The organism is Shewanella sp. S23-S33, from assembly GCF_043359565.1.
Taxonomy (GTDB): domain Bacteria; phylum Pseudomonadota; class Gammaproteobacteria; order Enterobacterales; family Shewanellaceae; genus Shewanella; species Shewanella oncorhynchi.
In genome coordinates this window covers 34,021-49,782 of the sequence record NZ_JBHFFD010000009.1, presented here as the reverse complement: position 1 = coordinate 49,782, position 15,762 = coordinate 34,021, and the positions used below count along the sequence as shown (strand labels likewise).

Sequence of the window (15,762 nt, the reverse complement as noted above, 5' to 3'; positions counted from 1 at the left end):
ATGCCATTAACTTGGAAAGACAGTGGCTTACGTTGGTATTGGGTAGCTGTATTGGTGTTTTTAGCCGATCAGCTATCTAAGCAATGGGTCTTAGCCAATTTTGATTTGTATGAATCAGTGAAATTATTGCCCTTCTTTAATTTCACTTATGTACGTAACTATGGTGCAGCTTTTAGTTTTTTAAGTGAAGCCGGAGGTTGGCAGCGCTGGCTGTTTACGATTGTTGCGATTGGATTCAGTACGTTATTAACTGTGTGGTTGCGTAAGCAATCGTCTTCTTTGTGGAAACTGAATCTAGCTTACACCTTAGTGATTGGTGGTGCTTTAGGTAATTTAGTCGATCGATTGATGCATGGTTTCGTGGTTGATTTTATCGATTTCTTCTGGAATAAGAGCCATTATCCAGCATTCAATATTGCCGACGCTGCTATTTGTGTCGGTGCAGTGCTGATTATTTGGGATGCATTTGTAAGCGATAAGTCTGAAGCTGATAGCGCTGAAGGGGTTAAAAAGTGACTGTGACACGTTCATTATTATGCCACATGAACATTGTGCTTGCTGATGGCTCAACTGCCGATAGCACTAAAGCCTCGGGTAAACCGGCTCGATTAAATGTGGGTGATGGTACTTTAAGTCCTGCATTTGAGGCGCAGCTGGTGACGCTTGCTGAAGGTGATAAGCACAGTTTCACGCTTGAAGCGATTGATGCCTTTGGCGAATCCAATCCTGATGCTATCCATTATCTAGATCGAAGCCGTTTTCCGGCTGACATGAGTTTAGAGGCTGGCGTGATTGTGAGTTTTGCAGGCCCTGGTGGTAGTGAGATCCCAGGTATTGTCCGTGATGTTGCGGGTGATTCCATCACAGTCGATCTTAATCATCCTCTGGCAGGACACAAGATCACTTTTGAACTGGACGTAGTAAAGGTATTTTAAGATGAAACTCGATCCTACTAGCCCAAGTTTAAACATTATGCTCGCTAACCCGCGAGGTTTCTGTGCGGGTGTTGATCGTGCTATCAGTATTGTTGAACGGGCGTTGGAATTATTTTCGCCGCCTATTTATGTTCGCCATGAAGTCGTGCATAACCGCTATGTCGTGCAGAATCTGAAGGATCGCGGTGCGGTTTTTGTCGAAGAGTTAGATCAAGTGCCGGATAACAACATTGTTATCTTCAGTGCCCATGGTGTATCTCAAGCGGTGAGACAAGAAGCTAAGGCGAGAGGGCTGAGAGTCTTTGATGCGACGTGTCCTTTAGTGACTAAAGTACATCTTCAGGTGACGCGTGCCAGCCGCAAAGGTATTGAGTGCATCCTGATTGGCCATGAAGGGCACCCTGAAGTCGAGGGTACTATGGGTCAATACGATAATCCTAATGGTGGCGTTTATCTGATTGAATCGCCTGCTGATGTTGAAGCTTTGGAAGTGCGCGATCCCAATAATCTCTGCTTCGTGACACAAACTACTTTGTCTGTAGATGATACTTTGGACATTATTGTTGCGTTACAGAAAAGGTTTCCCTCTATAGAAGGTCCGCGAAAAGACGATATTTGTTATGCAACGCAGAATCGTCAAGATGCGGTACGCAATTTATCTGCAGACGTTGATTTGTTGATTGTTGTTGGCTCAAAGAACAGCTCTAACTCTAATCGTTTACGCGAGCTAGCATTGAAAACAGGAACTCAGTCTTATCTAGTGGATACTGCAGATGATGTTGAGTCTAGTTGGTTTGATAATGTTACACGTGTAGCCGTCACCGCAGGAGCTTCAGCCCCCGAGGTCTTAGTCCAACAAGTGGTTCAAGCAATCGCTAAACTTGCCCCTAGTGTTGTGACTGAAGTTGAAGGACGTAAAGAAGACACTGTTTTTGCTGTGCCAGCCGAATTACGTTAAATCTGTGTACTGTTTAATCGTTAATAAAAAAGAGGCTATAAGCCTCTTTTTTATTGTCTCAAATTCATTCAAAGCATAATGATGTCAATGCTTATGTGCTAATGTTACTGGCTACTTACATTTTACTCATCTATTATTAACTGTTGGTAGTTTTTATCGTAATACTAAGATTTTTAAAGGTAAATAGCTGAAAAGCTTGTCAAAAATATGACTAAAATCGAAAGGTTGACACAAAGGGAATTTCAACGGGGCTTCTCATTAATTGAAGTGCTTGTTGCGTTAGTGATCTTAGTCATTGGCTTAATTGGCATTTTTAATCTGCATATTGTTGCAAAGCGTGGCAGCTACGAGTCTTTCCAAGAAACACAAGCCTCTTACTTGGCAAATGATATGATTAACCGGATGAAATTGAATAGTACTCAATTAGCAGCATATGCAGGTACATATAAGGGAGCTGAAACATCGCCTTCACTCAACTGTATTGGTGGGAATTTATGTACACCAGCCCAAGCTGTCAAATGGGATAGATATGAGTGGGAGCAATCGTTATTTGGTGCAGCTGAAGTCGTTGGGAGTAAGAAAGTGGGAGGGCTTGAAGCTCCAGTAGCTTGTATTACCATAGCGACAAACACAGTGAATGTTATTGTTACTTGGAGAGGAATTAGGGCGACTTCTGATGGTATTGGCTCGTTAAGTTGTGGCTCTGCTACCGTAGATAAAAGACGTCGTGTATTTTCAATTAAAACGGTGATTATTTAAATGTGCCGTTATAGCTATCAAAAGGGAATGTCACTCGTAGAGTTAATGGTAGCTATGGTTATTGGGCTATTTTTAACAACTGGTGTATTTGCAATGTTTGGGATGTCATCTTCTAATATCACGACAACTAGTCAATATAATCAGTTACAAGAAAATGGCAGAGTAGCATTGGCTATTTTGGAGAGAGATCTAAGTCAGTTAGGATTTATGGGAGATATTACGGGGACAGATTTTGTTATTGGATCAAATGCCACTATTTCTCCTGGTACTGCAGTAGTGAATGATTGTATTGGTGATGGCATAAATAATCTTAGTTTACCAAATAATCAGCCTGCACATTTTAGGCGATTATGGGGTTATGAAAATGTTAGTAGTGGTCCATCTTTTACCTGTCTAACAGACGTTAAAATTAATACTGATGTAATACAGATAAAAAGACTCGTAGGGCCATCTGTAGAGGCAAAAGATATTAAATCAACATATTATTATGTCTCTGCAACATCTAGTGAAGCTGTCTTTTTTAGCGGTGCAGGTGCGGTTCCTATATTGAAAAACGCACGAATTTGGGAGTTTCAACACCACATTTATTATATAAAGGATGATGCTGATGGTATTCCGATTCTAAGGCGTAGAACGTTGACGACTGGAAACGGCATGTCTAATGAAGATCAGCTAGTCGAAGGCATTGAAAATATGCGAATTTTATATGGATTCGATAATGATGGCGACGATACTCCTGATACATTTTTGTCTGCTGACGAGGTCACTTCTTTAATGTGGGATAATCAAGAGTTTCAGCGCCTTGTAGCATTGAAGGTATATCTTTTGGTTAGATCAACACAAGAAGATAAAAGTTATATAAATGTTACTAAGTATCGGCTGGGCGACAAAGATACTAATACTAAAATTCCTGTTAAGGAAGACCATTTTAGACGGAAAGTACTCTCTACAACAGTAGTATTAGAGAATCCGATACTAATTAGAAATTAGAAATTAGAAATTAGAAATTAGAATATAAGTTGATTTGAGGCTATGCAATGAAGAAACAGAAAGGAATAGTGCTCTTTTTTACTTTGATAGTACTACTTATTATGACTGTCATTGGCGTAGCTTTAGCTGTTAATTCTACTCAATCGTTACGTATGGCGGGAGCTGGAGCTGAGCGAATTGAAGCTCAGGCAATCGCTAGTGGTGGACTTGATGAAGCTATAGCAAGTAATAAAGGAGCTACGTTGGCAAATATGGTTGCAGTCACAAGCGTGACGAGCACTCTTGGGAGCAAGCAAGTTTTAACTCCAATGCCTAAAGATGGCACAATTCAAGATGTAAGTTGTCAGCGTAGCACTAAGGCAAGTGCTACTAACTTGATTAGTTGCCGACGTGTAGAGATTAGCAGCAATGCTTCATTCGGCAGAGATAAATTAGGCCAACTGAGTGTTGTCGCTGGTATTGAGCAAGAAGTGCTTACTGGGAGTTGATCATGTTCAAAATACTGACCTTCATTTGTGTATTTGTTTTGATAGGAATATCAAGTCTAACTCATGGTGATGACACTGAGCTTTATGTTTTTGAAACTGCCACTGATGCAGGCGCTCGCCCCAAAGTGCTTATTATATTCGACAACTCAGGTAGTATGGATACATGGGAGAATGTCCCAGATCCAGATTATGTTCCTCCAGCCGACTACAATTCAGACTATAATCCTTCGACCGATTACTCGGGGACTGGTATTAAAAATATTATCTATTTTTCAACAAGTTATAGCACTGATCTTGAGTCGTTGTTAGATTCGGATAAGCGTTTTTATAGTAAATACAATGGGTGCCATCAAAGCTGGACACCTTTAGCTGAGTATGGTTTTTTTAAAGGCCATGTTAGTGAACATTATTCTAAAAATTGGAATGATCTTAGAACTAATCAAAATTTAAGTAAAACTAGATATGTTGATTGCTGGGAGGATATAGCGGTCGCAGATCCTATTAACTCCAGTGATTATGGTAACTCTGGTTTTCCGAAGGATGGTAAAAGTACTCCTTATAATCATGTTTCAAGCCCATCAGATAATAGCTGGAACTCCGCGATAGCCACTGCTAAAAAAACGAATATAGGTAAAGGCGGTTCGGTTACCCTTTACACTGAAAACTATCTTTTATGGTATAAGCTAATTAAGAATGGAACTATACCTATAGTATCTAAAAAGCGTATTGATATTGCTAAGAAAGCAATTACTGATGTCATTAAGACTACGCCTTCTGTTGATTTCGGATTGGCCGTTTTTAATGATAACTCCAGTGGTAGCAATAAGGATGGCGGCAGAATAGTTTCAGGTATTCGTGATATGAGCCCGGGCACTACGCCAGGTATCGAGGCTCGTAGTAACCTTATTACAAAAATTGATCAGCTATATCCTGATACTTGGACGCCATTGTGTGAAACTTTAGTCGAGGCTTATCAGTATTTTTCTGGTGGGGCTGTCAAATATGGACACAAGGATACCAGTACCCCTAGCTGGGATGCGAGTATTGAATCTGACTCGAAATATAGTTCTCCTCTGAAAATTTGTACTGATGTTGCATATGTGATTTATGTAACCGATGGTGCTCCTACAAATGATAGTAATGCGAATACCTACGTGAAAGATCTTACAGCTGGAGGAAGCCCTTTAGGGGATTATTCCACCAAGGATGGTAGTTATCTTCCTGCACTAGCTAGTTATATGTATCAAAATGATTTGGTAAATAAAACCGATGCAAATGGAGATAATCCAAATCAAAATGTTCGTACTTTTACGATTGGATTTAGCTCAGGTGCTGATGATGCCGCCCCTCTTTTAATCGAAACAGCAAAACGAGGAGGTGGCAAATATTTTGCTGCTCAGGATAGTTTACAATTAACTAATGCATTATCTGATGCATTGAGTTCTATTCTCGAGATCGATTCAAGTTTTACTTCTCCTAGCATTGCCAGTAATAATTTTGACCGCACTCAGACTTTTGATTCTGCATATTATGCTATGTTTTTGCCAGGGAAGGGTCCTAGATGGATTGGTAATCTTAAAAAATTAAAAGTGACTTCAAGTGGTACATTAGTTGATGCGGGAGGAAATGTTGCCATAGGTGATAATGGCAATATTAAAAAAACAGCTTGTACATATTGGACAGACTGTAGCAAAGGAGCTGATGGTAACCAAGTTGAAGTTGGTGGTGTCTTGCAAACGTTTGAAAAAATTGATAATAGGGTCATTTACAGTAATACTGCTAGCGGCAATGGCCTTGAGGAGCTTAGTATCGCTAATGCTGCCAATGGAAGTTATGCTGATTTAGCTACTTATATGAGTATTGATGAAGCAGAACTTGACTCTACGTTTAAATGGATATATGGACTAGATGTAGATGACGAAAATGGGGATGGTAGTACTACTGACAAACGTAAAGATATGATGGGCGACCCATTACATTCTAAGCCTTTAGCAATAAATCTTGGTACTAATAAAGTCCCTGATGTTAGAGTTATCTTAGGCACTAACCATGGTTTGTTACACATGTTCAAGGATTCAGGTACCAGTGTTGATGAATCATGGGCATTTATGCCATATGAACTGTTACCAAATGCTCCTAAGCTACGAGAAAATTTATCTAGTGGCCACTATGTTTACGGTATGGACGCATCACCTGTGGCATATGTAAAAAGTGGTACGGGTGGTGAGAAACCAACTGCCGCTTGGATCTTCTCGGGCATGAGGAGGGGCGGTTCATCCTACTATGCGTTAAATGTAACTTCGCCAGATACTCCTAGCTTAATGTGGATAATTAATCCTGATGTTGCGGGATTCTCTGAACTTGGACAAACCTGGGCAGAGCCAATAATTACGTCCATTCCTGGTCATGATAAACCCGTACTCATTTTTGGTGGTGGCTATGATACTAGCTATGATTCAACACCAGCCACTTCGCCTCTTGGGAGGAGTGTTTATATTGTTGATGCTGAATCGGGAACTTTATTACATACATTCGGTTCCTCTGCAGGTGATGGAGTTACATTATTGCCAGGAATAAGTGATAGTATTCCAAACTCAGTTGCGGTTTTAGATAGTAATAACGATGGTGTTTCTGACCGCATTTATGCAACGGATACTGGTGGTAATGTATGGCGTATGGATTTACCAGGTACAGATACCTCGAAATGGACAGCATATAAGTTTGCTTCTTTAGGTGGCAATTTAGTTTCTGACCGACGTTTTTTTGCAGAGCCAGTCGTCGCACAAACTTTATTTAGTAATATTTCCGAAGTTTCGGTAGTTAATTCTGATGGTTCGACTACGACTACTAAGAATTATCAGAATGTACCTTATGATGCAATTGCAATAGGGAGCGGTAATAGACCTACGCCATTGTCTAAGTCAACCGAAGATATGTATTATATTCTTCAGGATCGTAATGTTATTACTAAAAGTTATAACAATAGTGATAATCCTGTACCTAGTACAATCACTCTAAGTGATTTATACAATGTTACTAGTGCTGCGCCATCAACGGAAACTGAAAATATTCAATTTGGCAAAAAATTAGGGTGGTATTATGGTTTTTCTACTGCTGGCGAAAAGAGTTTAACCGCAGGTCTAATTGTCGATGGAAAAATCTATTTTACATCTTTTGTCCCACCGTCGCAGTCAGTATCTGACACTATATGTACCGTTTCCGGTTTGGGACGGCTCTATGTGTTCGATTTACATAAAGGAACTCGAACTCTAACTAGCATTTACTATGAACTAGGTGAGCGGGTGCCTGATACACCTCAGATCGTTATTCCTGCACCAAAGACTGGTGAAGAACCATATATTTATATCATTGGTGTAGGCAAAGGTGAAAAGCGTAAGGATGGTGAATATTCTGGTACGATTAATGTTGGGGCTGGATTAGGAGTAAATAAAATTTATTATCATATAAACGACAACTGATAGAAGAAAAATGAAATTATATAAAGGTTTTACTCTGATAGAAGTCATGGTAACGGTTGTCATCATTGGCATTCTATCTTCTATTGCATATCCATCATATATTCAGTATGTGACTAAAAGTGCACGTACTGAAGGGGTTGCTGCGGTAATGAAAATCGCTAATTTACAAGAGCAATATTATTTAGATAATCGTGTTTATACGGAGGATATGGAAGATTTAGGTTTGTCGGCGAATCCATTTATAACTGAGCATGGGCACTATAGTGTCGCATCAGATGGAACGACAAGTATTATAATTACAGCAACAGCTCAAGGGGCTCAAGCATCTCGAGAGTCAACGTGTAAAACTATTACATTGACTGATGCAGGAGTCAAAGGACCTTCAGAGGAGTGTTGGAAATGAGTAAGTTCATTTACGGTTTGTTTTTTTTTGTATTAGTTGGATTTAATCTTGATGCTGTTGCTGAAGTAACTCAAGATTATAAATGCTATGTAAAATCATCATATGGAGATGAGTATGTAGTATTTTTTAAGTGGAAGGAAAAGGATGCAAACCGTCAAATGCAAGCGTTGCCAGCCAAACAACTGTCAGACAAAATAGGTAAGAAATATTTTGTTAAACAGGTTGATGAATGCGTGCCTGTTGATAAGTATTTTAGTTCAAGTAAGGCAAAGGAGCTAGACATGCATACTTCAAAATAGTGTACAATTGATAAATTTTATGAGCAGCCTAAGTCATCTACTCCTAATTTTATGACTCCTGATGTCAATATATTTATACTTTTTGATCCTGATGTTTTTCCACTAGGGCAATAGACTATGATTCCACCGGAAGAAAGTCCATCCGGAGAAAAAGTTATGTAGGCATCATTCTTATTACCTGTAATCTTTTCAGGTCCTTTAATTTTATCATTTGAATTAAAACTATCAATCGAACGTAGAACCTTGGTTGTTCCAATATACACCTTGATACCACTATTCCAGTTTGTTCCACATGCTGAACCGCTTGCATATGGGCAGATATTAACCGTCACACCATAGTTTATAGCTTGATTGCGTGCAAAAACAATAATTCCGTGAATTTTATCAACGTTACTATTCGTTCTGAAACCTTCGTACATAGATATTAGTGAAGGTACGCCGATGGTTAATAATATTGCTGCAACTGTAATAGTTACCATCAGTTCTACTAATGTGAAACCCTGCTTTTTTTTGCACATATCAACCATCCTCGTTTATTCTTAGTAAAGTATAAGCAAGAACGTAGCTAGTTTCAGCATAAATAGATAAGTCATTTTACAATCAATCTTTTGACTTTTAGAAAGATATGTTACTTGCGATTTTTTTAAAGGGGTAGTCTAATTTAATCATTTTCCTTTTATTCGACTATGAGCAATTTATATTGCTGCTTTTTGATAGACGAACCCGTCCTGCTTGATTAACAATAACAGCTCTAGAATAAGGGCTTGTGGCTGATGATGGACAATATTTGAGCGTTCCATTTGTACCAGATGCCAGCCCGTCAGGCTGAAACCGGATTGCCGTACGATTGTATTTAACTGTGTCTTTTGAATCAAAAGCATTTATCTTATAGAGTATTTTATCGCTGTCATCTAGTTGGTTATTACTGTTAGTGTCAATGAATACTGTTAGTCCAACTTGCCAATTTTGTACGCATTTTTCATCGATAACAGCACATGCTGTCACTGTTCTGTTAAGGGTAATTGCTTGGTTGCGTGCAAATTGCAGCGTTTGTTGGATGATGCGTATGCTGCTATCAGCTCTATATTGAGTATAAAAATCAGTTAAGGATGGTATTCCGCCTGTAAGTAAGATCGTTAAGATGGAAAGTGAAGTCATAAGTTCTATCAGGCTAAAGCCTTTTCGATGGAAGTTCATAACAGATCCTTGTTGTTTTACGCTTGCATCCCGCGAGCGAGTTAGTGCTGGTTAGAATGTAAGTATAAAATCTGAGGCAATATTCATAGTACTTTTTTTAGACTTTTATGTGCTAAAAGCGATTTTATAGAAACTGTGTTTTATGAGTAAAGCACTACATTCACTTCAATATTGACGTAACCCCGTGTAAGCTAGTGTTATTCTGTTTGTTTATGTTATTGCAAGGGATGAGGAATTTTTAATGAAAAAAGTTGAAGCCATTATTAAGCCATTTAAGTTAGATGATGTGCGCGAATCACTTGCAGAAATTGGTATCACTGGGATGACGGTACTGGAGGTTAAGGGTTTTGGTCGTCAGAAAGGGCATACAGAGCTGTATCGTGGTGCCGAATATATGGTGGATTTTTTGCCAAAAGTAAAAATAGAGTTAGTGATCCAAGACGATCTGCTCGACCAAGCAATTGATGTCATTGTTGAAACGGCCCGTACTGGCAAAATTGGTGATGGCAAAATTTTTGTCACAGATGTTGAACGTGTTATCCGTATTCGAACGGGTGAAGAAAACGAAGAAGCGGTATAAACTGCTTACGAACGATTCTAAAGGGCCTAGTGGCCCTTTTTTGTTGCCTAAGCATATGGAAAAACTAAATAGTACTGCAGGGTTTCTGAAATATCTTTAATGGAAAATAGCCTGTTTTACTCAACTAATATAGTTATCTCTTATCTGTAACATGGTATAACTTAGCCTCGCAAATGAGTTTTATGAGGTTGTCATTTTGGCTACAAAAAGAATAGTGATCGTGGGTGGTGGTGCTGCTGGTTTAGCGCTTGCATCGAAGTTGGGCCGTAAATGGGGCGGTAGTGATGTCGTCGATGTGTGCTTAATTGATAAAAGTCCTATTCATATATGGAAGCCTAAATTACACGAAGTCGCTGTTGGTGTGATAGATCAATCTATTGAAGGTTTACTCTATCGCGATCATGGACTTAAAAACGGTTATCGCTATATTCGTGGTGAGATAGAGCAGTGTGAGCCGGATGCTAAATCGATTCAGTTAGCCGCAGTCTATAATGATGAAGGTGAGTTGCTCCTAGAGCAACGACAAATCAATTACGATTTTTTAGTGCTTGCATTGGGTGGAGTTTCTAATAGTTTCAATACATTAGGTGCTGATGAGCATTGTATTTTCTTAGACAGCCTTGAAAATGCCAATTTATTTCATCATAAATTACTCGACGCTTTACTCCAATTAAATGAAACGCAAGAAAGAGTCAGCATTGGTATTGTCGGTGCGGGTGCGACAGGTGTTGAATTGGCAGCAGAGCTTCATCATGTCATTGAGTCTGTTAAAGAGTACGGTTATCTGAATATCGCTAAGCATCATCTTGATGTGCATTTGATTGAAGCGTCACCCAAAATCCTTCCTCAATTACCAGAGCGTGTAAGCGCTAGGGCTCAAGCTGTTCTTGATCAGATTGGTATACGTTTACATATCGGTGTTCAAGTTAAAGAAGTGACTCGTGATGGTTTCATTACCCAAGATGGCGATGTGATTAAAGCAGGCTTAAAAGTATGGGCTGCCGGTGTAAAAGGGCCAAAAGCATTTCAGCATTTTGCAAAATTGCCCATTACTCCGCGAAATCAGGTAGAAGTTGATGATTGTATGCGAGTTAAAGGTCATCAAGATATCTACGCCCTTGGCGATTGCGCTCTATTGATCCAAAGTTCTGGCCAGCCTGTTCCACCAAGGGCGCAAGCAGCAGCTCAGATGGCTGATACCTTGTTTGATAATATCGTTAATCGATTACAAGGTAAGCCTGAAAAGGCATTTATTTATAAAGATTACGGCTCATTAGTGTCTTTAAGCCGCTTCTCTGCGGTAGGCAATTTAATGGGGAACCTACGTTCTGGCACTTTCTTTGTTGAAGGCCATATAGCAAGATTGATGTATATCTCTTTGTATCAGAGGCATTTAGCCAGCCTTTATGGTTGGTTTTCGGCAATTGTGTATCGAGTGGCACAAAAGTTATTGAAGTGGCAGCGTCCGAAGCTCAAATTACATTGATTTCTATGTGATTTAGGAGATAGAAAGAGAGCAAATATGCTCTCTTTTTTTATTGTTTAGGAATTGCCGACGAGTCACGAATGATAGGTTCAGGAGTAAAGGTTCTAGAATATATGGCATCTTGCTCGCGACGTTTTGCTATTAATAATTCAGTAGCAACCTGAGCTATTTCTGCGTTTGGCTGATGTACTGTGGTAAGTTTAGGCCAGGTTTGACGTGAGAATGGGCTATCTTCGAAACCGACAATTGATAAATCAACGGGTATGTCTAAACCCGCTAAACGAGCCGCAAAAAGTGCACCAGCGGCAATTTCATCGTTACAAGCAACAATCGCCGTCGGGCGATTTTTTAGTTTGATGAGCTTGTTAGCGCCATCAACACCGGACTCAAATGAGTACTTCCCTTCAATTATGTAGTTTTCATTCAGCTTTAGGTTATTTATTGTTAATGCCTGTTTAAAACCAAGTAATCGCTCTTTGGTGGATTCATGGTGTAAATCTCCGCTTAAAAAAGCGATATGCTTGTGGCCTAAATCAATCAGATGCTGGGTGATTTGAACTGCACCGAATTTATCGTTGACTAAAATAGTCAATCCATTCTGATCGTTGTCTTTTTCTCCCGCAATAATGCGCACATAGTTAGCATCAATTTCAGTGAGTGCTTTGAGTACTTTAGGATCTTCTGACAAGGGAGGTGTTAGTACTAATCCTGCGAGCCTAGAATATTTGACTAGCGCTGTAAGCTCATCGCATATGGTCTCTGATTTGGCATTGCAAGGGTGGATGACAAGTTCATAGCCCTTGTCTTTACAGGCTGACAAGATCCCATTTTGCATATCAATAATATAGTAAGCGTTTGGGTTATCGTAAATAAAACCAATAGCATAGGATTTAGTTCCTGCTAGATTTCTTGCCGCTAAATTAGGTTGGTAGTTAAGTGCTTTTATCGCCTCGTTCACTTTGTCAACGGTGGCCTGCTTCACTGAAGGTTCGTTATTGGTTACACGGGATACTGTCTTGATAGACACTCCAGCATATTTAGCTACGTCGTTGATAGTGACTTTCATTGATGTAAAAACTCTTTGTCTAAGGTCGCGAGGGGTTTAACTGTTCTATGAACGTAAATTCTTTACCAGCAATTTACAAGCTTACATTTTTTATCAGTTTTTTCTGACTTATACATCTTATAGTGCGAGCTTTTGATGTGCTTAGCAATCCTGAATTGTTACAAATTGGCGTTAATTTATCATTGTTACAATTATGCTTGGAGTTGTAAATTTACGTCATAATATTAAAGCTCATGTTTTATAATGATTTTTAATAAAAATACTGATTCAACATTCTGCTTTATGACATTTTTTTGCTTCCATCGTTATTTTGTTGTGGCAAGGCTGTTAATTATTGTGTAATGTTTGCACTAGACATGACAGCGTTGTCATTCCTCGGGGAATGGTTATGAATACTAAAACGATAATAAAGTTATGGAAGGGAAACGAGATGCGACCATCAACCTTTAAGAAAACTGTACTAGCTACAAATATTGCTATCCTACTTGGCAGTGCTGTATCCATTAGCGCTGTTGCTGCAGACGCCGTGGCAACCACCGCAGCACCTGAAAATATTGAAAAAATTGAAGTTCGCGGTATGAGAGCATCAATGAAGGCATCAGTTAACGACAAACGTTTTTCTGATGCTGTAGTGGATGCGGTTACAGCAGAAGATATTGGTAAATTTCCAGATGGAGATGTGGGTGAGTCTTTAGGACGCATTCCTGGTGTCGCGGTTAATCGTCAATTTGGTCAAGGCCAACAAGTATCAATTCGTGGTGCTTCAAGCCAGTTAACCAGTACTCTGCTAAATGGTCATTCTGTGGCTTCAACGGGTTGGTTCGACCAACAAGCTATTGACCGTAGCTTTAATTACAGTCTATTACCACCAGAAATGGTGGGCGGTATTCAAGTTTTCAAATCATCTCAGGCAGATATTGCCGAAGGTGGTATTGGTGGTACTGTAATTGTTAAAACCCGTAAACCATTAGATTTAGATGCAAATTCTGTATTCTTAAGTACAAAGGGGGATTACGGCACTGTATCCGAAGAGATAGATCCACAAACCTCAGGACTTTATAGCTGGAAAACGGAAGATGAAAAATTCGGTTTCTTAGTTGCAGGTTCTTTAGATAAAACTCAATATCAACGCAATGGTATCGAATCTTTACTTGGTTGGGGGGAGATAGTTCCGACCACATTCCAGCAAGACCGAGAGCGTACCGCTGTTAATGCTGCATTCCAATACAGACCAACTGATAATCTTGAGTTTGGTTTGAATTTGATGAGCCTTCAACTTGATGCAAACAATGCTAATACTTCAATTTTCTTATTTCCTACTCAGCAGGGTGAAAATACTTGCCTTAAGAAAAATGCTGCAGGCGTGTGTACATTAGTTGAGCACACAGGTAAAGGTGGATTTGCTTGGGCTCAAACTTGGGCACGTAAAGCGAGTATGTCTTCTGACACAATTGATTTGGATTTTGCATATCAGGCAGATGCTTATAAGTTAGAAGGTCGTATTGGTAAGACCAAAGCTGAAGGTGGTACCGATTTAACTTCAAACTATGGTCAGTCTATTGGTAAACCTGAAGATTTCGCGGGTATCTATGATGCTACTGGCGATGTCATTGATATTAACATTGCAAACAACGCATTTGATGCTTCTGATTTTAATGGACAATTAGAAACAGCGGGTTGGGCTCTTAAAAAACAACCTAATACTGATGAAGAGTCCTTTGCGACATTTGACATTACTATTCCTGTTGAGCTAGGTGCTATTACATCATTTAAATCAGGCATTAGTTATGCCGATCATGATGTTACTCAAACTACCGAGGCTGCTCAATCCTCTAATATAGTAGCAAAAGATGCATCAGCTTATTATTCTGGTACTATGTCATCTGGCGCAGGCTTCACCTTACCTAAGCCCATTTTTGATAACATGATTAATGATGCCTATGCTGCTATCGATGGTTTTACTCTCGATAAATCAGGATATGGCACACTGCAAGAAAAGAATTTAGCGCTCTACACTATGGCTACATTCGCTGGTGAAGGCGTTCGTGGTAACTTCGGTTTAAGATATGTGTCTACTGATGTTGAATCTGATTATTATGCGTTCAGCAAAACAGGTACATATGCTGATGGTTTAAGTACTGAGAAAGCCAGCTATAACGATGTTTTACCAAGTGTAAATATTGCATTCGACCTTGCAAGTGATTTAATTTTAAGAGCCTCAGCAGCTCAAGTTATTTCACGTCCAAATTATGCCGATTTATTCGCAACCTCTAAGTTACCTGGCTTCAACGATGGTACTCCTGGTAACGAGAAGAAAGTCACCGGTAGCGTAAATTTACAGCCTTTTAAAGCTTCACAAGCAGATGTAAGTTTAGAATGGTACTTCAGTGGAGAAGGTTTATTTGCAGCAACTTACTTTATCAAAGATGTAAGTTCATTTATCTCTACAAGAGAAAAACTGAATCAACAAATAGGAATTGAAGATCCCAACTTAATCACTGCTGGTGGTAGTACATGTGGTGCGGGTATTTACGATTGTTGGACTGTAAGTGAAAATTATAACGCTAATGGTGGCTCAATTGATGGTATCGAACTTCAGTTACAAGATTCATTCGATAGTGGTTTAGGTTACTCAGTTAACTACACCTTTGCAGACGCTTCATCACCAGCTGAAAACTATGCAGACCGTGTTGGAGTATTCTCTGACTCATCCAAACATACTGTAAACTTAGTTGGTTACTACGAAATGGATGATTTCTCAGCTCGGGTAGCTTATAACTGGCGTTCTGAATATATGATGCGTGAATTACCAGGGTTCTATGGTAACCGTGAACATCAAGCGTATGGCACCTTAGATTTAAGTGCTAGCTATAATCTAACAGATTATCTGTCGTTAACTTTTGAAGTGGTTAACTTACTTGAAGAAGATAGCGTACAAAAAGGTGTATCTCCAGTGGATGCAGAGGGGGTTATTAGTGAATTTAAAGATAATTACCCTGTATGGAGTTTTGATGGTGAAGCCCGTTATAAACTCGGTGTTGCGTTACGCTTCTAATTTAATTAGTTAGATTAATAAGAGCCTAGCAATTGCTAGGCTTTTTATTAAGCACTAAACTGCGTTA

Annotated in this window: 15 protein-coding genes; 12 read left to right on the top strand and 3 right to left on the bottom strand. The window is 39.4% G+C overall.

Annotated elements, in window-relative coordinates; genetic code table 11:
• The 9 genes from lspA (at position 1) to ACHA99_RS01760 (ending at position 8,311) form a co-directional block, all read left to right on the top strand.
• On the top strand, positions 1–516 hold the full coding sequence (gene lspA / locus ACHA99_RS01800) for a signal peptidase II (RefSeq protein ID WP_028760922.1): 516 nt from the start codon (positions 1–3) through the stop codon (positions 514–516).
• Complete coding sequence (gene fkpB, locus ACHA99_RS01795; protein WP_028760921.1) at positions 513–935, top strand: FKBP-type peptidyl-prolyl cis-trans isomerase; 423 nt, start codon at positions 513–515, stop codon at positions 933–935. Before lspA ends, fkpB begins: the two co-directional genes overlap by 4 nt.
• 1 nt (position 936) lies before the next feature.
• Positions 937–1,893, top strand: a complete 957-nt coding sequence (ispH, locus tag ACHA99_RS01790; protein WP_028760920.1) for a 4-hydroxy-3-methylbut-2-enyl diphosphate reductase — start codon at positions 937–939, stop codon at positions 1,891–1,893.
• 207 nt (positions 1,894–2,100) lie between these two features.
• Complete coding sequence (gene pilV / locus ACHA99_RS01785) at positions 2,101–2,652, top strand: type IV pilus modification protein PilV (protein ID WP_393940701.1); 552 nt, start codon at positions 2,101–2,103, stop codon at positions 2,650–2,652.
• A complete protein-coding gene (locus ACHA99_RS01780) occupies positions 2,653–3,642 on the top strand; it encodes a PilW family protein (RefSeq protein WP_393940699.1) in 990 nt (329 codons plus the stop codon).
• Positions 3,643–3,689: 47 nt separating this feature from the next.
• A complete protein-coding gene (locus tag ACHA99_RS01775; protein ID WP_063883424.1) occupies positions 3,690–4,130 on the top strand; it encodes a PilX N-terminal domain-containing pilus assembly protein in 441 nt (146 codons plus the stop codon).
• Positions 4,130–7,609: a pilus assembly protein gene (locus ACHA99_RS01770; protein ID WP_393940720.1), complete on the top strand. Its 3,480-nt coding sequence runs from the start codon at positions 4,130–4,132 to the stop codon at positions 7,607–7,609. The genes ACHA99_RS01775 and ACHA99_RS01770 overlap by 1 nt, the downstream gene beginning before the upstream one ends.
• A 10-nt stretch (positions 7,610–7,619) precedes the next feature.
• Positions 7,620–8,012 (top strand): type IV pilin protein, encoded by a 393-nt coding sequence (locus ACHA99_RS01765; protein ID WP_393940698.1) that lies wholly within the window; start codon positions 7,620–7,622, stop codon positions 8,010–8,012.
• Positions 8,009–8,311 carry a TapY2 family type IVa secretion system protein gene (locus ACHA99_RS01760; protein ID WP_393940696.1) on the top strand — a complete coding sequence of 101 codons (303 nt, stop codon included), beginning with the start codon at positions 8,009–8,011 and terminating at the stop codon, positions 8,309–8,311. The genes ACHA99_RS01765 and ACHA99_RS01760 overlap by 4 nt, the downstream gene beginning before the upstream one ends.
• Positions 8,312–8,328: 17 nt before the next feature.
• Here ACHA99_RS01760 and ACHA99_RS01755 read toward each other — a convergent pair whose 3' ends face one another.
• Positions 8,329–8,829, bottom strand: coding sequence for a GspH/FimT family pseudopilin (locus ACHA99_RS01755; protein WP_393940694.1), 501 nt, complete (start codon positions 8,827–8,829; stop codon positions 8,329–8,331).
• A 166-nt stretch (positions 8,830–8,995) separates the two neighbouring features.
• Complete coding sequence (locus tag ACHA99_RS01750; protein WP_393940692.1) at positions 8,996–9,508, bottom strand: GspH/FimT family pseudopilin; 513 nt, start codon at positions 9,506–9,508, stop codon at positions 8,996–8,998.
• 241 nt (positions 9,509–9,749) lie between these two features.
• On the opposite strand from ACHA99_RS01750, the gene glnB reads away from it, so the two are divergent.
• Positions 9,750–10,088, top strand: a complete 339-nt coding sequence (gene glnB, locus ACHA99_RS01745) for a nitrogen regulatory protein P-II (protein ID WP_028760911.1) — start codon at positions 9,750–9,752, stop codon at positions 10,086–10,088.
• Between the two features lie 196 nt (positions 10,089–10,284).
• Positions 10,285–11,574, top strand: coding sequence for an NAD(P)/FAD-dependent oxidoreductase (locus tag ACHA99_RS01740; protein ID WP_105249931.1), 1,290 nt, complete (start codon positions 10,285–10,287; stop codon positions 11,572–11,574).
• 49 nt (positions 11,575–11,623) lie between these two features.
• Here the strand turns inward: ACHA99_RS01740 and ACHA99_RS01735 are convergent, their stop codons facing one another.
• Positions 11,624–12,640: a LacI family DNA-binding transcriptional regulator gene (locus ACHA99_RS01735; protein ID WP_131525952.1), complete on the bottom strand. Its 1,017-nt coding sequence runs from the start codon at positions 12,638–12,640 to the stop codon at positions 11,624–11,626.
• Positions 12,641–13,070: 430 nt separating this feature from the next.
• Here ACHA99_RS01735 and ACHA99_RS01730 point away from each other — a divergent pair, with 430 nt between their 5' ends.
• Positions 13,071–15,695 carry a TonB-dependent receptor gene (locus ACHA99_RS01730; RefSeq protein ID WP_393940718.1) on the top strand — a complete coding sequence of 875 codons (2,625 nt, stop codon included), beginning with the start codon at positions 13,071–13,073 and terminating at the stop codon, positions 15,693–15,695.
• Positions 15,696–15,762: the final 67 nt, after the last annotated feature.

Coding starts and splice junctions, on each gene's coding strand:
- ACHA99_RS01760 (WP_393940696.1), top strand. CDS start 8,009: ATGAGTAAGTTCATTTACGGTTTGTTTTTTTTTGTATTAGTTGGATTT.
- ACHA99_RS01750 (WP_393940692.1), bottom strand. CDS start 9,508: ATGAACTTCCATCGAAAAGGCTTTAGCCTGATAGAACTTATGACTTCA.
- ACHA99_RS01735 (WP_131525952.1), bottom strand. CDS start 12,640: ATGAAAGTCACTATCAACGACGTAGCTAAATATGCTGGAGTGTCTATC.
- ACHA99_RS01755 (WP_393940694.1), bottom strand. CDS start 8,829: ATGTGCAAAAAAAAGCAGGGTTTCACATTAGTAGAACTGATGGTAACT.
- ACHA99_RS01775 (WP_063883424.1), top strand. CDS start 3,690: ATGAAGAAACAGAAAGGAATAGTGCTCTTTTTTACTTTGATAGTACTA.
- ACHA99_RS01780 (WP_393940699.1), top strand. CDS start 2,653: ATGTGCCGTTATAGCTATCAAAAGGGAATGTCACTCGTAGAGTTAATG.
- ACHA99_RS01730 (WP_393940718.1), top strand. CDS start 13,071: ATGCGACCATCAACCTTTAAGAAAACTGTACTAGCTACAAATATTGCT.
- ispH (WP_028760920.1), top strand. CDS start 937: ATGAAACTCGATCCTACTAGCCCAAGTTTAAACATTATGCTCGCTAAC.
- ACHA99_RS01765 (WP_393940698.1), top strand. CDS start 7,620: ATGAAATTATATAAAGGTTTTACTCTGATAGAAGTCATGGTAACGGTT.
- pilV (WP_393940701.1), top strand. CDS start 2,101: ATGACTAAAATCGAAAGGTTGACACAAAGGGAATTTCAACGGGGCTTC.
- glnB (WP_028760911.1), top strand. CDS start 9,750: ATGAAAAAAGTTGAAGCCATTATTAAGCCATTTAAGTTAGATGATGTG.
- lspA (WP_028760922.1), top strand. CDS start 1: ATGCCATTAACTTGGAAAGACAGTGGCTTACGTTGGTATTGGGTAGCT.